The sequence below is a fragment of the Pantoea piersonii genome, assembly GCF_003612015.1.
Lineage (GTDB): Bacteria > Pseudomonadota > Gammaproteobacteria > Enterobacterales > Enterobacteriaceae > Pantoea > Pantoea piersonii.
On the sequence record NZ_RARB01000006.1, the window covers coordinates 123,381 to 147,699 of the forward strand.

General features: G+C 52.2%; 17 protein-coding genes and 2 pseudogenes. 5 read left to right on the top strand and 14 right to left on the bottom strand.

Annotated features, from left to right (window positions below):
* Positions 1-191 precede the first annotated feature (191 nt).
* The 4 genes from D7S44_RS16660 to frlA all read right to left on the bottom strand — a co-directional run bounded on the left by D7S44_RS16660 (position 192) and on the right by frlA (position 4,292).
* Entirely contained in the window at positions 192-923 is a 732-nt protein-coding gene (locus D7S44_RS16660) for a GntR family transcriptional regulator (protein WP_120456726.1), read from the bottom strand.
* Positions 924-1,022: 99 nt separating this feature from the next.
* On the bottom strand, positions 1,023-1,808 hold the full coding sequence (gene frlD, locus D7S44_RS16665; RefSeq protein WP_120456992.1) for a fructoselysine 6-kinase: 786 nt from the start codon (positions 1,806-1,808) through the stop codon (positions 1,023-1,025).
* Positions 1,809-1,907: 99 nt separating this feature from the next.
* Complete coding sequence (frlB, locus tag D7S44_RS16670) at positions 1,908-2,930, bottom strand: fructoselysine 6-phosphate deglycase (RefSeq protein WP_120456727.1); 1,023 nt, start codon at positions 2,928-2,930, stop codon at positions 1,908-1,910.
* 21 nt (positions 2,931-2,951) lie between these two features.
* On the bottom strand, positions 2,952-4,292 hold the full coding sequence (gene frlA / locus D7S44_RS16675; RefSeq protein ID WP_120456729.1) for a fructoselysine/psicoselysine transporter FrlA: 1,341 nt from the start codon (positions 4,290-4,292) through the stop codon (positions 2,952-2,954).
* 744 nt (positions 4,293-5,036) lie between these two features.
* Here frlA and D7S44_RS24125 point away from each other — a divergent pair.
* Complete coding sequence (locus D7S44_RS24125; RefSeq protein WP_371315512.1) at positions 5,037-5,147, top strand: hypothetical protein; 111 nt, start codon at positions 5,037-5,039, stop codon at positions 5,145-5,147.
* Positions 5,148-5,171: 24 nt separating this feature from the next.
* Here the strand turns inward: D7S44_RS24125 and ppk2 are convergent.
* Together ppk2 and D7S44_RS16695 are read right to left on the bottom strand one after the other, a co-directional pair.
* Positions 5,172-6,080 (bottom strand): annotated as a pseudogene (ppk2, locus tag D7S44_RS16690) (polyphosphate kinase 2).
* Between the two features lie 26 nt (positions 6,081-6,106).
* On the bottom strand, positions 6,107-7,726 hold the full coding sequence (locus tag D7S44_RS16695) for an inorganic phosphate transporter (RefSeq protein WP_120456732.1): 1,620 nt from the start codon (positions 7,724-7,726) through the stop codon (positions 6,107-6,109).
* 768 nt (positions 7,727-8,494) lie between these two features.
* On the opposite strand from D7S44_RS16695, the gene D7S44_RS16700 reads away from it, so the two are divergent.
* From D7S44_RS16700 to D7S44_RS16710, 3 genes are read left to right on the top strand one after another with little or no spacing between them, the layout of a single operon-like run.
* Positions 8,495-9,226, top strand: a complete 732-nt coding sequence (locus D7S44_RS16700; protein ID WP_120456734.1) for a gluconate 2-dehydrogenase subunit 3 family protein — start codon at positions 8,495-8,497, stop codon at positions 9,224-9,226.
* Between the two features lie 2 nt (positions 9,227-9,228).
* Positions 9,229-11,004 (top strand): GMC family oxidoreductase, encoded by a 1,776-nt coding sequence (locus tag D7S44_RS16705; RefSeq protein ID WP_120456736.1) that lies wholly within the window; start codon positions 9,229-9,231, stop codon positions 11,002-11,004.
* A gap of 21 nt (positions 11,005-11,025) precedes the next feature.
* On the top strand, positions 11,026-12,342 hold the full coding sequence (locus D7S44_RS16710) for a c-type cytochrome (RefSeq protein ID WP_371315513.1): 1,317 nt from the start codon (positions 11,026-11,028) through the stop codon (positions 12,340-12,342).
* Positions 12,343-12,793: 451 nt separating this feature from the next.
* Here the strand turns inward: D7S44_RS16710 and D7S44_RS16715 are convergent, their stop codons facing one another.
* Positions 12,794-13,558 (bottom strand): ZIP family metal transporter, encoded by a 765-nt coding sequence (locus D7S44_RS16715; protein WP_120456739.1) that lies wholly within the window; start codon positions 13,556-13,558, stop codon positions 12,794-12,796.
* A 266-nt stretch (positions 13,559-13,824) separates the two neighbouring features.
* Here D7S44_RS16715 and D7S44_RS16720 point away from each other — a divergent pair, with 266 nt between their 5' ends.
* Positions 13,825-14,919 carry an SMP-30/gluconolactonase/LRE family protein gene (locus D7S44_RS16720; RefSeq protein WP_126689455.1) on the top strand — a complete coding sequence of 365 codons (1,095 nt, stop codon included), beginning with the start codon at positions 13,825-13,827 and terminating at the stop codon, positions 14,917-14,919.
* 128 nt (positions 14,920-15,047) lie between these two features.
* Here the strand turns inward: D7S44_RS16720 and D7S44_RS16725 are convergent, their stop codons facing one another.
* The 7 genes and pseudogenes from D7S44_RS16725 to D7S44_RS16755 all read right to left on the bottom strand — a co-directional run.
* A complete protein-coding gene (locus D7S44_RS16725) occupies positions 15,048-15,872 on the bottom strand; it encodes a sugar phosphate isomerase/epimerase family protein (RefSeq protein ID WP_120456742.1) in 825 nt (274 codons plus the stop codon).
* Positions 15,869-17,335, bottom strand: coding sequence for a sugar porter family MFS transporter (locus tag D7S44_RS16730; protein WP_120456744.1), 1,467 nt, complete (start codon positions 17,333-17,335; stop codon positions 15,869-15,871). The genes D7S44_RS16725 and D7S44_RS16730 overlap by 4 nt, the downstream gene beginning before the upstream one ends.
* 711 nt (positions 17,336-18,046) lie before the next feature.
* The gene (locus D7S44_RS16735) at positions 18,047-19,360 is read right to left on the bottom strand and encodes a cytochrome c (RefSeq protein WP_120456746.1); all 1,314 of its coding nucleotides are present in this window, start codon (positions 19,358-19,360) and stop codon (positions 18,047-18,049) included.
* Positions 19,361-19,362: 2 nt separating this feature from the next.
* A complete protein-coding gene (locus D7S44_RS16740) occupies positions 19,363-21,132 on the bottom strand; it encodes a GMC family oxidoreductase (protein ID WP_120456748.1) in 1,770 nt (589 codons plus the stop codon).
* Between the two features lie 18 nt (positions 21,133-21,150).
* Positions 21,151-21,879 (bottom strand): gluconate 2-dehydrogenase subunit 3 family protein, encoded by a 729-nt coding sequence (locus tag D7S44_RS16745; protein WP_120456750.1) that lies wholly within the window; start codon positions 21,877-21,879, stop codon positions 21,151-21,153.
* 351 nt (positions 21,880-22,230) lie between these two features.
* On the bottom strand, positions 22,231-23,274 hold the full coding sequence (locus D7S44_RS16750) for a LacI family DNA-binding transcriptional regulator (RefSeq protein WP_120456751.1): 1,044 nt from the start codon (positions 23,272-23,274) through the stop codon (positions 22,231-22,233).
* Between the two features lie 747 nt (positions 23,275-24,021).
* Positions 24,022-24,177 (bottom strand): annotated as a pseudogene (locus D7S44_RS16755) (IS3 family transposase); the annotation flags it as partial.
* Between the last annotated feature and the right edge of the window lie 142 nt (positions 24,178-24,319).

Here is a 24,319-nt window from a genome sequence, read left to right on the forward strand (position 1 = left end):
GCGCGTCTCGCCTTTTTAGGACAACTGACGCATATTGGGTGCTCCTCAAGCCGGGCAGCATACCAGGATGTGAGGGACTTAACCTGCTAGCTGGCGCATGAAGACCTTGCTGCACATGCTGCTAATCGAGGCGAGGGGAAATAACCAAAAACCTAGTTGCCACGGCGCCGTTGCTTCTCTGCCAGCGCTTTTCAGTGACGATGATTATCAATTGTCAGACTTACGCGGTTTGCCCGACAGAAAAGCTCCGAATAGTGCACCGGTTTGTCGTTCTGGTCGTAAGCGATCTTGCTGATGCGAAAGAGCGGCTCGCCCAGTTCGCACTGAAGCCTGAGCGCTTCCGCTTTGGTGGCGGTAAAAATGTCGATGGTTTTTTTGTCGCTGACCACGCGGATATCATATTTTTCCTGAAACAGTTTATAGGTTGAAGCACCGACACTATAAACCTCATCAAAGCCAGGATAACGCGAGAGGGGAATCCACGAACAGTCGATAAACAGCGGCTCGTTATCAAGATACATTACCCGCAGCAAGCGAAACATCTCGCCGTTGCCAGGGATATTAAGCCTTTCGCAGAAGGGATCACTGCTGACAAGTTCCTGTTCAATGACCTCTTCACGCGTCGGTTTTCCCTGCGAGACGCCGAAATCGGTGAAACCACTTACCGTAAGCAGCGCGTTTTCAACCTTCTTGCTCTGCACAAAGGTTCCTTTTCCCTGCCAGCGGATCAACACGCCATCTTTTACCAGCTCAGTTATCGCTTTACGAATCGTAATGCGGCTGACGTTATACAACGTGCATAAATCGCTTTCGGTCGGGATTTGTTGACCCGGCAGGTAAAGGCCCTGCGCAATATCATCCAGCAAGCGCTGACGTACCGTGGCATAGAGCAATTGATGTGAATATCGCGCCGTCGCTGGCATGAATTGACCCTGACTGTTGAAAACAATGGAGATGATTATAGGAGGCTTTATGGCTGAGTCATAGGGGTTGGCGCGCGCAGCGTCACGCCAACGCAGGTATTACCAGGCGCCATGATAGCGCAGTGTCTGGGCGGCACATTGCGATCCCTGCTTCATGGCACGTGCGATTGGCAGGCCAGCAGCAATAGCGCAGAGAAAGCCAGCAATGTAGGAATCACCGGCACCCATCGTATCAACTACGTTCACCGGTTCGGGCGGCATGCGCCAGAACTGCTTACCATCCCAGGCGAGACTGCCATTTTCGCCCAGCGTGGCAATCGCGACGCCCGTGCCACACTCCACCACGGTTTGCAGTCGGTCACGCAGCCAGGCCGATTCGACATGCGCCGACGCAAACAGGTAGTCAAGATGCGGCGGTAAGCTCTGCCACAGCGGGCTTTCCCATTTATCGGCGAAGTCGAAGGAGACGATCCTGCCCGCCGCTTTTAGCGTCGGCAGCACCGACTCAGCGTGCCCCCAGATAGCGGAGTGGATCATCTCAAAGCCGTTGAGCCATGCTATATCTTCATTACTCACCGTAAAATCCGCCATTACGCCTTCGGTGTAATCGCCCAAAATGCGGTCGTTGTCGCGCAGTTCGACCTGGGTTTGCGCGGTCACGCCAGCTTTAGTGTGCAGATGAGAGATATCGACGCCCTGTTGCAGCAGGTCACGCTTCAGCAGCGCGCCATACGCATCGTCACCCACCCAGCTCACGCAGGCAGATTGCATGGCATAACGTCTGCTGTAGACCGCGACATTAACGGCGTTGCCGCCGGAAAAGGCTTTGTTGAGTTGAGGATAGATATCCACGCAGTTATCGCCGACCGTCGCCAACCGCATCATCCCGTCAGGCTGTGTCGTTTCACCTGCAGCCGCATCATCCTTTTTCATCTCGCTTCTCCTGATAGAAACGCCCGGCCTTCTTCAGGCCGGGCAAAAGGATTAATACTCAACCAATCCGCCGTAATAACGGCGATCGTCTGGGTTGTGATCTTTATAAATAGAGAGGTAATAGCAGAGCCACTCCATCGGGACGAACATCAGGAAAGGGGCCAGCCACGGATGTAACCCCTGAGAAATCTCCGCGTAATCAATCACAATCACGTTATTGGTGCGCTCGCGCACGAAGCGAATAGCACGTTCGGTAGTATGGCGACTCTCATCGCTGCCAAGCAAAAACAGGAAAGGCACGCCGGGCTCGACGACCTCCAGCGGCCCGTGACGAAACTCGCCGCTCTCAATCACAGAACCGTGCGTCCAGGTAAACTCCATTAAGGTGACAATGCCCTCTTTATAGCCAAGTGGGCGCAGCGGACCGGCCGATACGGTATAGATCATCGGCCACTGACTCGCCTGTTCGCCAAGTTGACGACCTTTGTCTTCCCATGTGCGCACCAGATGCCCCAGCGCCTGCGGCAACTTACGCAGGTCATTTTTGATTTTGCCGATCTCGGTATGTGGCGAGAGACGAGTAATCATCTCGATCACTACGCTGTAGCAGAGCAGCAGGTGAATCTCCCAGATGCAGTCCGCTTCATAGGCCAATACATGTTCAGCCGCCTGGGTTATCGGACTGTCGTGATGTTTGGTGAAGGCAGCCGTCAGCGCACCGCAGGCCGCGCCCAGCTCCAGCGCCTTAATCACCTCCTCAGTTTTACCGTAATCAGAGACGCCAATCACCGCGCAACGCGCATCGAGACGATGCGGCGTGTTATCGCAAAACTCCCAGCCGGAAAGCGCATAAACTTGCAGGCTTGAGAAGCGATCGGCAAGGTGCTTTGCCGTCTGGGCGGCATTGAGCGGTGAGCCGCAGGCGACGAAATAGATGCGGTCGATATCGCGCTGCACCATCTCATCAACGATAGCGTGAACGCGCGGCACATCCTGTGCCAGGATCTTTTCCACCTCCGGCACCATATTTTCAGTTACCAGAAAATCCACACTGCGTTTATCAATATTCAACATGAAACAACTCTCCAGGCAGGGTTAAGAAACGTGAGCCAGACGGCGATTGCGCTTTTCCCAGAAGGCGTAAGCGGGCAGACCGGTAGCGATTACAATCAGGGCGCAGATAAGCCCAGGAACAGGCGCCCATACGAATGTTGACGCCACAAGAATCAGGCTGGAGGCGATAGCGGCGAAGGTCATCAGACCGAAGGCGGGCGTGCGCCAGAGCGGTTTGTAATCTTCACGTTTGCGACACCAGATGATGGAACTGAAGGTGAGGGTGTTCTTAAAACACATCACCAGCGTGAAATAGCCGAGCAAGCTGGTGAGATCGGAGACAAAGATAAAGAAAATGCCGAGCGCGCACTGCAAAATGATCGAGACATCCGGCGTGTTGTACTTAGGATGAACGTGGGCGAAGCTTTTGAAAAAAAGTTTGTCTTTCGCCATCGCATATTCCAGCCGGGGCTGATACATCACACAGCTGGAGAGCGATCCGAGGATCACAATAATGGCCGTTACGGCGACAAAAATGCCCGCTATGCTGCCGAGACCCGGGATATAGGTGAGGGCATCGGAAATGGGCGTTTCGGATGCAGCCAGCTTGTCGAACGGCATGATCCCTGAAATCACCAGCGCTAACAGCGAGTAGAGCACCAGTACCAGCAGGCAGGAACCAATCAATGCGCGCGGCATCGTTTTGCCCGGGTTTTTAATTTCGCCGGTCATGTAACAGATCGACGCCATGCCGGTATAGGACCAGCTTGTGGCTGAAATCCCCGCCAGCAGTGCCATAAAGCCCGCCGTAGCACTGGTGGTTACCCTACTCTCCGCAACGACAAAGTTGTCACCTTTTAGCCAGAAGATGCCAATGCCGATCACGATTGCGAATGGAATGATTTTGGCGATGGTGATCAACGTCTGAAAGGTGGCTCCGCCTTCTACCGAACGCAGATGCAGCAGCATAAAAGCCAGTATCAGCCCGGTCGCAACCAGCTTGCCGCTCAGCGGGTCGAGTGGAATCAGAAAGCCCAGATTACTGACAATCGCCAGCGCCATGATAGAGAGTGACGGCGCATCATTCGCCCAGAAGCTGGCCCAGCCAGAAAGAAATGCCAGCGGACGGCTGCCAGCGTTTTTCAGGTAAATATAATCGGCGCCGTTTTCAGGATAGGCTGTGGAGAGTTCCGCATAGACACACATCTGTGGAATGACGATAAGCCCGCCAATTACAAATGCCAGCACGGTAAGCCACGGCGTGCCCGCCGCTTTTGCTACTTCTCCAACCGAAACGAAGATACCGGAACCGACGGTGGTTCCGACGGAAATTGCCAGCACGGCCCAGAAGCCGAGCTTGCGTTGCAGATCCTGGCCTTCCATATCGTTACCTTTTTTAATTTTCAGGGTTGTAGGGTTAAGAGCAGCTCGTCGAAATTACGCCAGCAGAAAGCCGCATGTCCCTGAACGGCTCGGGTCATGGAAAATCAGCCAAATGATTTAATAACGAGATGACTCATAACCAATATAACAACACATGATGAATAGGATTGGCGAGAGAGATCACAAATTCATCATAAGCAGAGATTGCGGAAGGTTATTACCAATTAACTTATTGATTAATGACTATATTAATTTCATTAAGAATGAAAGGGAGAGAGGGAAAGGCGAAGTCCGTATAAGCACTGAGGCACGCCTGACAGGCACGCATGCGCACCACACAGCGCGCGGATATCATAAAATATTTAACAGGGGCATGATGCTGCCCCTGTTCTTTTAATGCAGAACAACGTTAATTGCTGGCGCACTGATGCTGCCAGGGTCAGCATGCGAGGCGGTGAGGTAACCTCGCCAGAATGCTTCCCGTTGCTGAAGCGTTTTGCCCGATCGGTAGATATTCTCTGATCCATATCGATAAGTCCTGCGCTGGCAACAAAGATTTTTGAGCCTCAGAAATCAGTCAACAGAATGTGTTGTTTTACCCGCTGCAAAACCTTCTTATCGGAGAGCAGCCGCATCGCATTACTACGCCAGAAGCTGTTGAATGCGCTCTTTTCTGGGTAGTGGCGGCGTTGATGGCGCAATCATCGCGCAGGCGGACCGACGATTCTGGCTGAGTGTCAGGCAATCCGCGAACGTCAGGGGGGCTGCAAAGTCGGTTATGCCATCATTTTTAACAGCGTTAAAAGTGGCGCGGACAGGTCAGAAAGAAGCCCTGCCGCGGCCAGTTTGCGCTGACCGCAGCAGGCAGAACGATGACTATCAGTAACGATCCGGGACAATCATATTTTCCGGTACCGGATGGCGGGCATAATCTGCACGATGAATACGGGAGGGCAGCGTGATCCTGTCACTCTCTTCCGCTTCATACGGTACCTGCTTCAGCAAATGCGCAATACAGTTGAGTCGCGCTTTGCGCTTGTCTACCCCTTGCACCACCCACCAGCGCGCTTCCTCAATGTTGGTGCGCTCCAGCATAACCTCCTTCGCGACAGTGTAATCCTCCCAGCGGCGACGGCTCTCGAGATCCATCGGACTGAGTTTCCACTGCTTCAGCGGATCGTGAATACGGCTGAGGAAGCGGGTCTCCTGCTCTTCATCGGTAATGGAAATCCAGTATTTAACAATTTAAATGCCGCTGCGCACCAGCTGGCGCTCAAACTCCGGCGCGCTGCGGAAGAATTCCTGGTACTCCTCATCGCTGCAGAAGCCCATTACCTTTTCCACGCCGGCACGGTTGTACCAGCTACGGTCGAACAAGACGATCTCTCCGGCCGCAGGCAGATGCGCAACGTAGCGCTGGAAATACCACTGCGTGCGTTCGCGCTCGTTTGGCGCAGGCAGCGCGGCCACCCGGCAATAGCGTGGGTTGAGTCGCTGCATGATGCGTTTGATTACACCGCCTTTGCCAGCGGCGTCGCGCCCCTCGAAAATCACCACTAAGCGGTGGCCGGTGCGCACTACCCAGTTTTGCAGCTTAACCAGCTCGCCCTGCAAATGCAGCAGTTCGGAAAAGTAGCGACGCCGCCAGGCTTTCTGTTCCGCATCATCGCTGTTAGCCGCCGCGATATCTTCCAGTTCCAGCTCAAATGACTCGTCATAGCTGTCATAAAATTCCTGCAAAAGACGCGCGTCAAACATGTCGTTGTAATCAATTTGATGAGTAGCCATCGTTTATTATCCCTGTCGCGCAAAAATTACAGTGAAATCAAAAGCCAGTAGAGGACGGCGGAGAGCAGGGCAGCCGCAGGCAGCGTCAGCACCCAGGCCAGCGCCATATTGCGCAGGGTGCTCAGCTGTAAGCCGCTGCGGTTGGCCGCCATGGTCCCGGCAATGCCCGATGAGAGCACATGGGTGGTTGAAACCGGCATGCCGAACGCATCTGCCGCGCCAATGGTGCCCATCGCCACCAGCTGCGCGCTGACGCCCTGCGCATAATTAAGCGGATGCTTGCCGATCTTTTCCCCCAGCGTGGCGACGATGCGACGCCAGCCGACCATGGTGCCCAGACCCAGCGCCAGAGCGACGGCAATCTTGACCCATGCGGGAATAAATTGTGTCGCGGCATCCAGCGCGCTGCGCAGCGACTGCAGGTTTTGCCGGGTCGCAGCGGGCAAGGCCAGGGTAGCGTCGGCCTGCAGATGTTTAATGGTTTCTGCCGCCAGATACATCTCATTACGCAGCGCGGGAACCTGCCCGGCAGGCAGGTTCGCCATCGATCCAGAATGATTAAGCGTCGCGCCGATATTGCCTGCTACCTGCGCCAGCGCCGGCAGGACGTTAACGTTGCGCTCGCCGGTGCGCAGATAAGCAGTCAGCACAGCGTGCGGCTGACCGGCTGGTGCCAGCGGCGACAGCTGCTGCAGTTGCTGCTGGCTGCTCTGCGCCAGGGTAATGATATGCGGCACGCTCGACTGCGGTTCGGCGCGATTCAGGGAATAAGTTACCGGCAGCGCGGCGACCAGAATCAGCATAATCAGACCCATGCCTTTCTGTCCGTCGTTAGAGCCATGCGCGAAAGAGACGCCGGTACAGGAGAGCACCATCAGGCTGCGGATCCATAACGGCGGCGCGCCGTGGTTTTTCGGCGCCTGGTAAAGCGCCGGTTTTTTGATCAGCTGCTTCATGATCACCAGCAGCAGCGCGGCGCAGGCGAAGCCCACTACCGGCGAGAGGAGCAGCGCCTTACCGATATTCATCGCCTGTCCCCAGTTCACGCCGCTCAGCGCGCTACGGCCATGCATCATCGCATTGGCCACGCCGACGCCGATAATAGCCCCGATAAGCGTATGCGAAGAGGAGGCGGGCAGCCCCAGCCACCAGGTCGCCAGGTTCCAGATAATGGCGGCGAAGAGCAGGGCGTAGATCATGGCAAAGCTTTCGCTGCTTCCTGCCTGCAGAATAAGCTCTACCGGCAGCAGGGAAATAATGCCAAAGGCGACTGCGCCTGAAGAGAAGAGCACGCCAAGAAAGTTGAACACCCCGGACAAGACTACGGCCGTTGTGGGCGACAGCGAGCGGGTATAGATGACCGTTGCCACGGCATTCGCCGTATCGTGAAAACCGTTTACAAATTCAAAACCAAGCGCCGCCAGCAAAGCAATTGCTAACAGGATCAGCGGCAGCGAACCGCTAAAGCTCAGACCGGACTGCTGAATATCGCCAGCGAGATGGGTACCCGTAAAGAGCACGCCGAAAATGAGCGACACGATAAACAGCAACCGCGGTTTGTTACTCTGTTTTTTTGTGTGGGGTTCATCTGGCGAAAAGGGCGTTGCGGCGCCATTCAATGCCTGGGGTGTTACGTAATCACTCATCAGAAAAGATATCCTGTAGATCGCGAAAGCAGCTTAAAGCACAACGATTAGTGTGACTAACATATAAAGACTTTATGAAAGATTTATGACAGCGCTGTCAAAAAAGCGTCACATGAATGAAATCTTTTGCTATCGGGGATAAAAGAAGAGACCAGGGAAGCGCCCGAAATTCAGTTGCATAGGTATTTTTAAGCCAGACCATGGCCTTTATCCTAAAACTGCCACAGGCATCAAAGCCCTTTCAGAATGTCACGCTGCGTTACCTTACAGCTGTGTGCGTAATAATTAATTTTTTTTACCCATTTGCCAGAGCGTGCTGTCTTACCGGCGCCACTTATATTGGGTGATATCCACGCACCCTTAATAACGCTCTGCAAATTTTCGCCGGAGAGCGGCCACGACTTTGCGCTCACCGCTGGCCACTACCCACCCCTGAAACAGCCTGCACGCCTCAGACGGACGTGTTCGCTGTCTCTCCAGACCAACTCATCGGCATTAACCAGCAGTACGTACTGATACTTATGAACTGGATCAATATTGTTCAGACAGGCACCAGCGATCATAAGGATAACAAAGGACCTGATTTTAAAGCTTAACCGTGAATTTACATTATCTTTACAAAATTTAACAAATTATTAATCTCTGCATTCAATAAAATAGATTACTTTAGCAGCATATTAATTCCTAGAAGAACTATTAGCGTGCTTAACATAGTGCCACTGGCACCTGTTGAGCAGGCAATTTGGCAAACACCAACTGGAAGGCAAAATGAGCAAAAAACTTAACGGGGATAGCGCCTCGCGGCGAAGCTTTCTGCAAAAAACCCTGTCACTTATACCTCTGTCAGTTGTCGGCGGCAGTATTGCGCCTGTTAGCGTTCTCGCAGCAGACACCGACACAAAATCGGCTGGCGTTTCAGATCACTACGTGCCGACTTTTTTCAACAATGAAGAATGGCGTTTCATTCTGGCGGCCACCGATCGATTGATTCCCGGCGACAGTAATGGTCCCGGTGCTGTCAGCGAAGGCGTACCGGTTTTTATTGATAAACAGATGGAGCTCCCTTACGGGCATGGCCAGCTGTGGTATATGCAGGCTCCCTTCGCGAGCGCCGCGCCGGAACTGGGCTATCAGTCAAATCTTGTGCCACGCGAAACCTATCGCCGCGGTATTAAAGCCGTTAACGAACACTGCCAGCAGAAGTTTCAAAAAGTCTTCGCCGACCTCAGCCACGAACAGCAGGAAGATATTCTGCATCAGCTCGAAGCGGGCAAACTCATTTTTGAAGCCGTTCCCGGGAAGTTGTTTTTCCAACAGTTGCTGGAGAATACCCAGGAGGGTTATCTCGCCGATCCGATGCATGGTGGTAACCAGACGCTCGCCTCATGGAAACTGATCGGTTTTCCCGGTGCCCGTGCCGACTACCAGCAGGTGATGGATAACCCGAACAAGCCTTATCCATTGGGTCCGGTAAGCATCTCAGGGAAAAGGAGCGTTTAATCATGGCGATCAAAAAAGATCCGGTTGATGTGGTTATCGTCGGCTTTGGCTGGACAGGCTCGCTGATGGCGATGGAGCTTGCCGATACGGGACTAAAAATTCTTGCGCTGGAGCGCGGTGAACAGCGCGATACGTATCCTGATTTTGCCTATCCGCGCATCGTTGATGAACTGACCTATGGCGTACGCCTCAAGCTGTTTCAGAACGCCTCTAAAGAAACCGTTACCGTACGCCACACCTCCAGCGAAACGGCTTTGCCATATCGCCGCTTTGGTTCTTTTCTACCCGGAGATGGGGTAGGCGGAGCGGGCGTACACTGGAACGGCATGTTATGGCGGCCGCTGGAAGCGGACCTCAAAATGCGCAGCACTGTGATTGAAAAGTACGGCGCGGATTTCATTCCTGCCGATATGACCGTGCAGGATTACCCCTTTACTTATGAAGAGATGGAGCCTTATTTCGATAAGTTCGAAAAAATATGCGGCACCGCGGGTCAGGCCGGAAATCTCAACGGCGAAAAAGTCGAAGGGGGGAATCCATTCGAGGCACCGCGAAACAACCCTTATCCCACCAGAGCGCTCAAGCAGCAATATTCAGGCATTCTGTTCAGCAAAGCGGCTAAAGAGCTGGGATATGATCCCTTTCCGGTGCCAGCAGCCAACTGTTCCGAACCTTATACCAACCCCTACGGCGTGCAGTTAGGTGTTTGTAACTACTGCGGTTTTTGCGAACGCTTCGGCTGTTACAACTACTCCAAAGCCTCCCCGCAGTCCTGCGTACTGCCGGCGCTCTATCAGTACAAAAACTTTGAGCTACGCACACAGGCGCATGTCTTACGGGTCAATACCGACTCAACCGGAAAGCAAGCCACAGGTGTGACTTATATTGATGCTAACGGCCAGGAGGTCGAGCAGCCCGCCAGCCTGGTCGTACTAAGCGCCTTCCAGTTACATAACGTGCGGCTGTTGCTGCTTTCGCAAATCGGCAAGCCTTACAACCCTGTCACAGGCGAAGGCGTCGTGGGCCGTAATTATGCTTATCAGATGAACGGCGGGGTGAAACTCTTCTTTGACAACGAGACGCGGTTTAACCCCTTTGCCGCGACGGGCGCCACCGGGATGTTTATCGACAATTTTAACGCCGAAAACTTCGACCACTCTGCGCTGGGTTTCGTTGGCGGCGCGACGATCTCTGCCACCATTACCGGCGGGCGTCCGATTCAGCAGCTGGGCATTTCTGCTCATGCGCCTAAGTGGGGTTCCGGCTGGAAACAGGCCATCAAAGACGCTTATCTGCACACCATGAACGTCGGCTCCTCAGGCTCTGTGATGCCTTACAAACAGTGCTATCTCGATCTCGATCCAACCTATAAAGATCTTCACGGCCAGCCCCTGCTGCGCATGACATTCGACTGGCAGGAAAATGAGCTGAAGATGACGCATTTTGTCGGCACTAAGGCAGAAGAAATTACCAAGCAGATTGGGCCGAAGTCTTACGAAATGGGCTTCAAAAGCATGAAAGCGCATTACGATGTGCGTCCCTATCAGTCCACCCACACGACTGGCGGCGCCGTGATGGGCGACAACCCCAAAAACAGCGTGGTGAACAAGTACCTGCAGAGCTGGGATGTACCTAATCTGTTCGTGTTAGGCGCCTGCTGTTTCCCGCAGAACCTGGCGTACAACCCGACCGGCATCGTAGGCGCGACGGCGCTTTTCGCCGCGCACGCGATTCGTACACGGTATCTGGCCAACCCCGGACCTTTGGTTCAGGCATAACAAGGAGGGAAGATAATGAACATGCGTTTAAAAAAATTGATCCCTTTGTTATCCCTGACCCTGTTACCTCTTGTCAGCCATGCAGCAGACAGCAACGGTAACGTCAGCAAAGGAGAATATCTGGCAACGGCTGGGGACTGTGTTGCCTGTCATACGGCAGCAGGAGCAGAACCTTTCAGCGGCGGGCTGAAGATGTCGACACCGGTGGGGGCGATTTACAGCACCAATATTACGCCCGATAAAGCCACCGGAATCGGCGAATACAGTTATGCTGACTTTGCTAAAGCACTGCGTGAGGGGATAGCGAAAGATGGTCATCATCTTTATCCGGCAATGCCCTATACCGCTTTTGCCAAAATCAATGACGCAGATATGCACGCGCTGTATGACTACTTTATGCGGGAAGTTAAGCCCGTCAGGCAGGCCAACCGCGACAGCGATATTCCCTGGCCGCTCAACATGCGCTGGCCGCTGGCAGCCTGGAATATCGTTTTTCATGACGATAAGGTATTTCAGCCAGACAGTGGGCAGAGCGCTGAATGGAACCGTGGCGCTTATCTGGTGCAGGGGCTTGAGCACTGCGGCACCTGCCATACTCCGCGCGGTATCGCTTTCCAGGAGAAGGCGCTGGATCAAAAAGAGGCCGCTTATCTTACTGGCGGCACGCTGGAAGGATGGCACGCGCCGGACCTTACCGGCAGCCTGAAAAGTGGCCTCGGCAACTGGCAGCCGGCAGAGATCGTCACCTTCCTGCGAACCGGGCGTACCGATACCACTGCCGCTTTCGGCTCAATGACGGATGTGATTGAACACAGCACTCAGCATCTTAGCGATGCCGATCTGAAAGCGATGGCTACCTATCTGAAGTCGCTGAAAGCGGCCAGAGCGGATTCAGCCACGCCAGCTGCGGACGATAACACCACGGCAGCGCTGATAAAAGGCGATATGAGCCATCGCGGCGCGCAGGAGTATATGGATAATTGCTCAGCCTGCCACCGCATCGATGGCAAAGGCTATGCGAAGACGTTCCCGGCGCTGGCGCATAATAGCGCGGTGCTGAGCGACGATCCTGCTTCGCTAATCAGTATTGTGCTGCGTGGCGGCAAAATGGCGGTGACAAAAGAGGCCGTGACCGGTCTGACTATGCCGGATTTCGCCTGGCGTCTGGATGATCAGCAGGTGGCTGATCTGCTGACCTTTGTGCGTGAAAGCTGGGGCAACCAGGCGCCAGCGGTGACGGCAGAACAGGTTCAAAAGCTACGTAAGAATATCTCTACCGTTGAGAGAAAAGATCCGAACAAGGAGAACGAGCCAAATACCGGCCAGCCGCATCAGTAGGGGCTTACGTTTCGGTCCCAATGATTTTTATGTTAACGCCGGCAATGACCGGCGTTTCTTTCCTGATTTGTCATCGACGTTACGCCCGTTACTTTTGCTTTAATCGGCCGGTTTTCTTCATCCATCATGCGCAATTTAACATAACAATGATTAAACGAACTTTAAGCACCTGTAAGATGCCGAATCCGTTCAAAAGCCTGTGGCAAGCGTCATGCCTTTTAAGCAAGAAGCATGCAGGAAGGCTACGGGCTTCGAAAGGCAAAGCAGAAAGCGGCTGTAGGCTCGTAAAAAAACGCCCCTGTAAGAGCTGATGCCTCTGTATGGAGTTCATACAGATATGACATTTTCTGAGTGACAGGCTGGAGCCATACCGATAAAACTGATTTATTCACCAGCCGTCGATACGGCTATGACTTCAGCCCCTGCGGTCTCTTCTCTGTCTGTGGTCTGTTCAGCCGCCCAGCTTACTGAGAATGAAGGCGGCAAGGAAACCGCAGACGGTAATGAGCCCGGCATAGTCATGGGTCACTTCAAAGGCTTCAGGGATCATCGTATCTACCAGCATGGCAAGAATAGCTCCGGCTGCGACGGCTGTGGTAGCAGCCACCACGTCGGCTGAAAAACCCTGGAAAACGGTATAACCTGCCAGCGCGGCGAAGCCTGATATAACGGCAATTCCTGCCCATACGCCAAAAATATAACGCGCTGAGCGCCCCGCTTTCTTCATGCCAGCCGCGCTGGAGAGCCCTTCGGGTATGTTTGAAAGAAAAATGGCAATGACTGCAACCACGCTCACGGCTCCGCCATGAAGCATAGAGAGACCAATCACTATTGATTCCGGGATGCCGTCCAGCAAAGCCCCGACCGCGATCGCCATTCCGCTGCCATCCTGCTCCTGCTCAGAGGGCTGCTTACCGCCTGAACGTTTGCGGTGTCGTCCTCCCCGCTTTGCAACTATATAGCTGGCCAGCGTGTATACTGCCGCGCCCCCTATGAAGCCAGCTGCGGTAGAGTCAAACCCACCGGTTTTATATGCTTCATCCATTAATTCAAATGACAGAGCGGAAATCAGTACCCCACTGCCAAAAGCCATAATGCTGGCAATCATACGTTGCGGAACTGCAATAAAATAAGCCACTGCCGCCCCGATAACCAGTGCAAAACCTGAAACAAACCCCCAGAACCCGGCCTGAACCCATAATGGTATAGACTGCATGCCTCTCTCCCCTTAAATCATAAGATCCGTTCAGTGAAGGCCTTTGCTTATTCAGTGGTATTAAGCGCCTTTATTTATGCGCCTGCCGCACGCACATAATGAGTGTGGCACAGTCATAAGAAGTGGCTATGCATGTGACAAATATCACATTTATGCCAGACTTAAACGTGCTTAAGAGAGGTTCAGTTCTGTTTTAAAAAACCAGACAAAGGACGCAACACATTGAGTTGAAAGGCTGAAGCTCGCAAATTAAATAAGGAGAGCCTGTGCAAAGACGTGAATTTATTGTCGGCGGAGTAGCGGCAATGTGTATGGCAAAGTCCGCGATTGCCGCTGCCGATGCTCTGCTGAAACCCGGTTTAGAAGTGGTAGCAACCTCTCCCTGGCTGGCGAATGGAATAGCTGTTTCATCAAACGACGATTATTTCCTTAATTTCCCCCGCTTACAGGGACATATTGCATCTCCTGCCCTGGCGCGCGTGACAAAATCGGGTCCAGTTCCGTTTCCAGGTAATCAGTGGAATAAATGGCAGCCTGGTGAGGATGGGCTTAATAGTCTGGTTAACGTCAATGCCTGCCATATATTTGCAGACAATCTCTTGTGGGTGGTTGACCAGGGTGCGCCACAGGGAGAAAAAGCGGCCAAAGGCGCAGCAAAGCTGGTCGCTTTTGATATTCACAGTGGCGAACAGCAACAGCTAATACGTTTTGATGAACAGGCCCTGCCGCAAGGCGGCGCGCCAAACGATTTGCGTATACACCAGCATTTTATTTACGTCACCGATTCCGGCCTCGGCGGTATCATTATTCATGATTTGCAGAATGGCCGCACGCTGCGCAGGCTGTCGAAATCGACGCTATTGCGCAAGCCCGACGACCTGGATCAGAAAGGATTCAGGGGGAGAGTATTGCAGGATAAAAGCGGAACCCGTCCAGCCGTTCACAGCGATGTTATCGAGGTTTCAGCAGACGGCATGTGGCTCTATTTTGCCACCCCTACCGGGCCCCTTTATCGCGTAAGCACTGCGGCGCTGCGGGATGCATCTCTGGACGACGCTACGCTGGAGCGCCAGATCCAAAAAGTGGCAGATATTCCCTCAACAGGTGGCTCAGCAATAGATGCGCTGGGCAATATTTATCTTTCTAACGTTGAAAACCGATCGGTTGATGTTCTGAGGCCTGACGGCAAAAAAGAAGTATTGATTCAGGACGATCGTTTACTCTCTCCTGACGCTCTGGTCATTGAGAAAGGCTGGGTCTATGTCCCTGCTCCGCAGATGGAATTAACCAGCAGTAATAACGGCGGCAAAGACGCCACCAAAGCGCCATGGATGATTTACCGGTTCCGTTTGCATGTGTAATGTCAGGACGCAAACAGAGCAGGCTTAATAGCTAAAGCTTCACCGATATAAAATTTTAGCCAGCCATAAATAAGGCTGGCTAAAAGGTTAGCGGAATAGGGATGCAGGACAACTCAAATTAATGCTAATCACTTAATATAATGATTCATGTTATCAATAACCTGTTTTGCCAGTTCTGCATGATCCATTTCCCAGCGAGCCGGACTAAATAGCTCAGCGGACCAAACGCCATCAAAACCGGTAGCTTTAACGGCATCAGTCCATGCCTGAACATCAATATCGCCTTCGCCTGGCATATACGCCCGTAGCACTGTTTCCTCCCACGCTTCACCGGGATTAGGCTTGCGGCCGTCGCAGAAGTGCACGCCAAATATCAGAGAAGGATCGAGCTGACGAATATCATCCGGCGTAGTTTGCCCGGTGGCAAAGAGATGCCAGAAATCAATGACGACGCCCACGTTAGGCTTATCAATGCGGCGGATCACTTCCAGCGCCTGGTTCAGCGTATTGAATTTTGTATGAGCAATTACCTCTATCTGATAGCGCACGCCATAGCGCTGACCGATAGTGGCGATCTCTGAAATGTTTTCGGTCATGATATCGAGGATCTGCGATTCCGGGAGATGATCAATGCCGTGCTGGGCGAGGATCTGGATGGTCGGACACTCCAGATCGGCGGCAATCTGCGTTAAGCGCGTTGCTTCAGCCAGTAACTGCTGCTTTTCACCCTCCTGATGTCGCTCAATATCAATCAGCGCATTCAGGCAAGATGTTTGCAAACCATAACCCTTGACCAGCTTATTAAGCGCCGCAGTAGTGCCGCCATTATCAAGATAGCGCAACAGCTTATAGTGCAAAAACTCCAGTCCATCATAGCCAGTTTCAGCCGCAATGCGGGTTTCCGTGACCACGTTGCAATAATGCGTAGAGATGCCGTGCAGGGCCTTAATCATGATTTACCTTCCATATTGTTGGTAGCTGTCGATGCCATCGGGACAGTTGAGGAAGCGCTGACAGGGTTCATACGGCTGGCCAGCAGCTGCTCTATATCATCCAGCGCGACACCTCGCGTTTCCGGTACGAAGCGCAGCAGGAATATCAGGCAGAACAGATTGATGGCGGCGAAAATCCAGAAAGAGAATGCGCCGTGAAATGCCTGTTGTAACGCCGGGATTTCATTCAGAACCGGGAAAAACTGCGTGACCAGGAAGTTGAAGATCCACATTAAACTCACCGCCAGCCCCATCGCATAGCTTTTGATCCGTGGTGGGAAGATTTCTGAAATCAGCACCCAGCATCCTGCCCCCCAGCTGATGGCGAACATCATCATAAACAGCAGGGCCGATATAATGGCAAGGTATCCGCTCTGCCGAGTGTACATACTCCATGAGAGCAGCAGCAGAGCGATGATTGCGCCGACGGTGCCCAGCTTCATGACCGGTAAACGCCCAAAGCGGTCATAAAGATTCATGGCGATAAACGCCCCCATCGCGTTGAGCAGACCGATAAAAATAGTCTGGAACAGCAGCGTATCTTTGGCCATCTCGCCCGTGTTGAGGATCAGAGGGGCATAATACATCACAATGCTGGCCCCCGTGAGTTGCTGCAGGACGGCAATAGTACAGCCCACAATAAGTGCGTAGCGCAGTACCGGCATTTGCCAGATATACCGCAGCGAGCCGCTGCCTTTCCCGGCGTTTTTCGATTCGCTGCGCACGGAGATGATCTGCCGGGCTTCTTCTTTGTTGAGATCGGGGTAGATTTTTTCAAGCACACGTAGCGCTCGTTCACCCTGCTGATGGTTGATACACCACTGCGGCGATTCCGGCAGGATAAGGGTACAGAACAGCATCATTGCTACCGGCACAAACTGCGCCCCCATCATCCAGCGCCAGCCCTCATCAATCAGCCAGGCCTCAGACATGCCACGGCCAATCAGGTAGTTAACCAGGAATACCAGCGTTTGTGACCCTACCAGTGAAAGGTTGAATATTCCCGAGGCTTTACCGCGAATGCTGGCCGGAGCAATTTCACCCATATACATGGGGGCCACGGTTCCGGCGAGACCGATGCCTAAACCCGCGACAATGCGCGCCGCAGAGAAAAGCGTAAAAGAGTCCGCAAAGGTTGAACCGACAGCAGAAAGCGCAAAAGCAATCGTCGCCAGCATCAGCACGGGCTTTCGCCCTAGCTTTTCCGCCAGTTTTCCCGCCGCTAAAGATCCAATGATGCAGCCAACGAAAATGCTGGATACTACCCAGCCGGTTTGTGACGGATCGAGCTGGAAATGAGCCTGAATGGAATCTACGGTGCCCGAGATTACGCCGGTGGAATAGCCGAACATTACGCCACCTAGCGTGGCGATACAGCACAGCGAATAAACATAGCGGGCATTACAGCGGCGATTATTTTGCATCATCGCCTCCAGATAAAGTCACCAACATCATAGAGGGTTCCTTGATTGAGGAAAACGTTATTCTGCAGGCTTATCGCAACAAGCCTGAACAGAGACCAGTGGTCGGGTGGCTTAAATAACTATGCCGCTATTCTTACACGTGATTTTAAGTACGTAGTCATCATTATTGCTTTATAATAAATAATAACTTATTGATTAATAATCATAAATTCATTTCACTGACTTTGATAAATGAAGAATATTGTTTTTTGTAAAACGTCAAAATTTTAAATTTGATCCTTGTCACACTTTTGGATTTGTCTAAAATTCAACCCTTCATCGTGGTTTAATTAAGCAGTTTTTTGCCATTACCTGCGTTTTAATCTTAAAAATTGAAAAACAGCAATATCTGCTATGCAGCTTAACGCGGTATCAATTAACGACAACGCAGTTACGTTTCGATGCGTTATTTTACAGCAGGAGTCATACCGAATTTAGCAGGCTTAACTTAAATGAATCCCACCCACCTGATGATTCAGCGTTCCTGGTGTATTCCGCGCAGTCAGAAAATATGGCAACCCTGTTGGCAGAAAGCCGCATTGTGAAGCGGGAGGAAAATTGAAGAGCACTGATGCGGAGAAAGCGATGCAAATAGCAACCGCTTCGGTAAGGGGAATGACACAGTGTGCCGGGCATTAACTGGGCAGCCGCATGGCTGCCCACAGAGACTGATTACTTAATCGCAGGCGCTTTCAGCTTATCACCTGCTTCGGTAGCTTTTCGTAGCATAGTGACGTCGCTTGCTTTGACCTCCGCGGCTTTATTACCCCATGAATTGCGGACGTAGTTGAGTACATCAGCCATCTCCTGATCGTTCAGCTTCCAGGAGAATGCAGGCATACCGGCAGACGTTGGACGCCCTTCGGTATATGGCGCGCGAGCACCTTGCAGCAAAGCATGGATCATATTGGTAGGATCGTTCTGCATCGCGGTATTACCGGCAAAGGCTGGCACCATGCCGGTGATACCTTCTCCTGACAAGCCGTGACAGGCAGAGCAGTCCACTTCATAGCGCAGTGCCGCCTGATCGTGACGTGCTTTATCCATCACGAACGCAACGGGTTTAGCCGTGGCGGAGGCAGGCAGGCTACGCAGATAGGTGGCGATGGCTTTGAGATCCTGATCGTTGAAATACTGCGTCGAGTGTTCAACGGCTTCTGCCATCGGTCCTGCAGCGACGCTTTCACCGTTGGAGCCGGTTTTCAGATAATCCGTAATCTGTTCATCGCTCCACTGACCAATGCCCGCATGGGGATTTGGCGAGATATCCGGTGCGTACCACGTGCCCAGCTTGCCGCCCTGCAGATAGTGGCTGCTGATCTCTCCACCCAGTGCATTACGCGCGGTGTGGCAAACGCTACAGTGCGCTGGTCCGTCAACGATATATTTGCCGCGATTCCAGACGTCGTTCTGCCCGCTCTGCGGTTCAAAGGCTTTATTATCAAAGAACAACAGATTCCAGCCTGCCATCGCCAGACGAATATTATAGGGAAAGTTCATGCCCGCATTTTCGTCGACGGCCTTTTTCACCGGCTTCTGCGTGGAGAAATAGGCCCAGAGATCGTGCATGTCTGCATCGCTCATCTGCGTATAAGCGGTGTAAGGCATCGCCGGGTAGAGGAAACCGTGTTGGCCACGTCCCTGGCGGACCGCATTGAAGAAGTCGCGTTCGGTCATGTTACCGATACCGGTTTCAGGATCAGGCGAAATGTTAGAGGTTTGCAACGCACCAAACGGCGTATCGATCTTGTAGCCGCCCGAGAAATCGGGATTGTGGCACGCAGCACAGTCCGCCAGGCGCATAACATATTCGCCACGCTTGATGGCATCTGCATCATTGCTGTGGAAATCGGCCAGTCTGACCTTATCATCCGCCACATGCGAGCGTGCGCTGTCCATCACCATCCACATTCTGCCGGTTACGCCAATGGCCGCGACTACGGCTAACGCGGCGAGGGTATAGGTCAGTTTCTTTGCCTTCGCCATGATTATGCTCCCACCAGCGGTGCCGGATTATGGATGTACTTCTGGTGGATAGCTTGCGCGGCACGCACCGCCAGCGCTCCCACGGTTACCGTTGGGTTATAGCCACCATTGTTAGGGAAGGCTGAAGCGCCGACCACAAACAGGTTGTGCGCATCCCAGCTTTGCAGATAGGGATTGAGCGCAGAGGTACTGGGATCCGCCCCCATCACCGCGCCGCCTATGGTGTGTGAACTGTGCTGCATGTAGGGGTTCCAGCTCTTTTCTGCCTGGTTGTCGACCACCAGATGCTGTCCGCCTACTTCTTTCATGATAGTGATGGCGCGATCGGTCACATATTTCGCCATGCGCTTGTCATTTTGATTCCAGTCAAATGTCAGGCGCAGCAGCGGCTGACCGTGGCGGTCTTTGTAGTTAGGATCGAGATCGAGATAGGCTTCGCGCATCGGCATTGAAGTGCCCTGGCAGAAGATGGTACCCGCCGTCTGGTAATCACGCGCATAACCCGCTTTCCATTCGCTTCCCCAGCGTTTAGTACCGGGACGCAGACTGTTCATGTTCTGAATCGGACGACCATTGGTCGAGAAGCCCATAATGCCCGCTCCGCCAATGAAATCGAGGTCGCTGTGATCGAAATTATCACCGTTAAAATCATCGATCTGCACGGCTAATGCCCCACCACCAATAAACGGATTCATGTATTCGTTATCGAAGAAACCCGTCACGCTCGAACAGGTCTGGTAGCTGTAGTTGCGACCGACTGTGCCACGACCGGTGAGCGGATCGTATTTCTCACCCACACCTGAAAGCAGCATTAAGCGCACGTTATCCATCTGGTAGGCGGTGATACAGACGATGTCGGCAGGCTGGAAGCCTTCTACGCCATCCTGCGTAATAAACTTCACGCCTTTTACCGTTTTGCCATCTGCATGTTTCACTGCATGCAGGACTTCTGTCTCGGTCAGCAGCGTGAAGTTTGGACGGCGCATCAGCACCGGCAGAATACATGCCTGCGGAGACGATTTGGAGAAGTTACCGCAGCCGTGAAAATCACAGAAACCGCAATAAGTACAAGGCCCCATGCTGACGCCCAGCGGATTGACATACGCCTGAGACAGATTACCGGCGGGCACGGTGAAAGGGTGATAACCCATGTTCTCGGTGGTTTTGCGGTACTTGCTCATCCAGTGCGTATCTTTCAGCGGCGGCGTGGGATAGTCACGTCGACGTGCGCCTTCAAAGACGTTGCCTCCCGCGCGTTTTTCACCGTTAAGGTTACCGGCGTAACCCGAGGTTCCAGCAATGCGCTCGAAGCGATCGTAGAACGGTTCCATTTCGTCGTAGGTCACGCCCCAGTCTTGCAACTGCAAGCCGGCCATGCGCTTCGCGCCGTAACGTTCACGCGTCTGCGTCGCGACTTCAAAATCCCACGGCGTGAAACGCCATGACATTCCTGCCCAGTGTGTACCTGCGCCCCCCACGTTCCAGCCAAATTGATAGGCGGACCAGTTGCGCACAGGTGCGGCAAGTTGGTCGCTGCGGTTGCGGAAAGTGGTCGTTTCCACACTCATCGGCTGCAGAATTTTGCGGCGCGTATGGAAACGTAGTTCATCGGGATCAATCGCCACCGGGAAATCGGTGGAGGTGTCACGCCACGCGCCACGCTCAATACCAACGACATTCAGCCCGGCGCGTGTTAACTCTTCCGCCATGACCGAACCAGCCCAACCCATACCAACGATAACGACGTCAGCCTTGTTTCTTACTAATGACATTGACTCAGCTCCGTCTAATTAATCGTTGGGGATCAGACTGACAGGTATAAGCGCCAGGTTTTCATTACGGCGTTCGATATAAGGGCGATAGTCATAGCGCGCGCCAGGAAAACCGATCATTTTCCATCCCGCCATGTTTTTATTACCCCCATAAATCGGATCAGCCAGATATCCTTCACGCACGTTTTGCAGCATTAATTCAAAAAAGGCCTGGCTATTAACCCCTGCGCCCAAATCAATTTTGCCGTCTTCCATTTTCGTGAGGAAATCATCGATCTGCTCAGCAGTTAACGCGTGAAATGAGGACCGATGAGTCCTTTGCGACCAGCTTTCAAGCGCCTGTAAACCGGTTAAATAGCGTTCTTTAGGCGCAGAGAGAAATTGCGGGCTTCCCATAATTTTCTCTTCATTTTCCGGATGTAGCGGCGCTTGCAAATAGAGCGCTGCACCTGAACCGTAATCACCGGCTAGCTGGTTATCGAGGAACTCAATACAGCCCGCTTCACTTGCTGACGGGCCCAATTTATCGGCAGGGATCAAACGATCAAAAATGGCTTGCAGATTCTGACGATCCAGCGGACTGGTGAGTACCTGGTAACCGTTTTGCCACGCGGGTTGTGGCAGATGGTCGGCACTGAGTTTGGTTTCAGGCGGCACATTGTGCAGCTCTCTGGCACGCAGTTGTGGTGCCACGGCAAGTGACGCGACAATACCGCTGAGTGAAAAGAGCGCTTCTCTTCGGTTCATACTTCTTTCCCTAAATCATTCCATCATCTGATGGATGTGGCGTGTTAATATTCACAGAGCATGACGTTCCGGGTATTCAGACGTTACAAACCCTGTGCTAAATAGCACGCAGGTATGCATGACGAATCCGCGTTCGTTATTATTTATTTTTCAGAAGGTATTGAATAAAGTGCACGTGCGCCTTTTATTGGCGCACGATTCCTTTGGCTGAAGTTTTCAGCTATTAAAATCCGATCATGAACGCGCTCCTTACCGACACGCTCTGTATTATTTAACTAATAATTATTTTTCTTTTATGATTTAAATATAAACGGCTGCTGACTACTCACCCACTCAATGACGCAGGATTAATCATTTCTTATGCGTCCCCTGTTTTTCATCAAAAAGCCTCAGGTGAGAACGCCTGATACGCAATTCTCCCTGAGACCAGACGCCATCAGGGGTGGCCTTTCCATCAATCAGTCGATTCAGGGCTTCAGTAATTATCAAGTCAATACGCTGACTAAAGGTTGTCAGCTGCCAGGTTGGTAAACTGGCTTCCTCAATATCATCGAAGCCCACCACAGATATAACGTGATCGCTCGCACGATCGCGTAGGGCTGCCAGTGCGCCAAGCGCCAGAATATCGTTTTCGCAAAACAGCGCATCCATGAGCAGATGGGGCGCCTGGGTGTTGAGATACTCACTCATCACCTCATAACTACGCTCCCGCGAATAAACGCCGGTACAGAGCAACACATCCAAATCCAGTCCCGCCTCATTGAGCGCCAGCTTTAAGCCGTCCAGCCGCTGAGTATGATGAGAGCTGGTTTCCGGACCCATCATGTAACCAATGCGAGTACATCCCTGCGCCAGCAAAAGTTCACCGAGTTTTTTACCCGCCCGCAAACCATCAATATTCACCACATCGATGTCAGGCTCATCATTGTTACGGCACACCTGTACTAAGGGAACCTTATGCGTTTCTTTTGCCACCCTGACAAGATCATCGGTTAACACTGTGCCAAGGAATAGCAAACCATCGATTTGCAACTGATCGGCCAGTAACATCACCGAGCTGTAGTTATCACCACTACCAATGTTGAGCAGTAATGCCATATATCCACGCTGTTGCAGCTGATGGGTGACGGTATCCAGCATTAACATTGAGTGCGGATTTTTCAGCTCGTCGATTACCACACCAATAATCTGTGTTTTTTTCTGAGAAAGACTACGGGCCAGCAAATTAGGGCGATAGCCCAGCTTCTCCGCAATCTTTAACACTTTTTCACGGGCTTGTTCTGAGATCGATGCACCTGGCGTAAAAGCACGAGATACGGTCCACTTCGATACCCCAGCAAGGCGTGCAACGTCACTTGCCGTGACTTTATGTAATTTTGTGTGTGGTTTACTCATAACACCTGCGTACGAAAAAAACGGAAATCCCAGCAACGAACGTGAAAGCTAACTGAAAATAAATTCCTAAGCAAAGATGAACAACGTAGATGATAATGAATAACCCTGTTTTTATGATGTTGCAATTATGTTTGACACATGCACCCGATTGCAACGATTTTTGCAATCGGGTGCACGATCGGCGTTTTTTTGTTCAGTTCGACGTGTCACAGGCAGAAATATGCATCACGTAAATATTATTTATATGTTACGCGCAGGTATGAATCCTGAGGTCAGATAAAGCATGCAGCGCGGAAAAATTAAATCACTACTCAGTGTTAATGAATCGTGTAAATAGTTGAAGGATGTCTTTTCTTCATAAAAATTAATTTTAATAGTTACAAATTTAAACCATCTGACTTGTCTATCAACGTGCCACCACAGGCATCAGGTGCCTGATCTTCATCTATAAAGAAAGATTCTCTTATGGCCAGTTTATTGGCTGTAATAAAGTCGGATGCGGCGGTTCTGCATTTTGCTGAGAAGGCGTTTGATGCGGCGCATAAAATTATGGAGCAGATTTAGCGAGCATCAGAAAAGCCACCATCGCTTCCCATCCATAAATAAAGGTAAGCTATTTACTCATGTTTTCCATGAAGCCATGCTTATTGAAAGGAATTTTTCTTCAAAGCGTTAAGTGAAGGCGAGGTCTGCTTGTCGCAGCTAGCGCAGGGTTATTAACAGTCCGAATAATTATGTTTAATACTGGCAGGTCAGACACGTGATCCAGCGGCCACGGGCGAGTGCATCCATGACAATATCCATCGGCTGGATCAGGCTCGGCGTATTCGGGTGCAGAAGCGGAAGCCGCTCAGTCTCCAGCCCTTTACGGCGCCGTCTGCGTTTTACACCCCATCTGTTAAGGGGCCATTCAGACGGCCCCTTATTAATCTCAGCGATCTGTTCCGCGTACCCTTTTCTTTTTATGCGGCTTATTCAAGGCATCCCTACCGGGGTATCGGCGGTAGCGCTCCTCCAGCACCTTTCCCGGTCGGTCGCTGAGTAT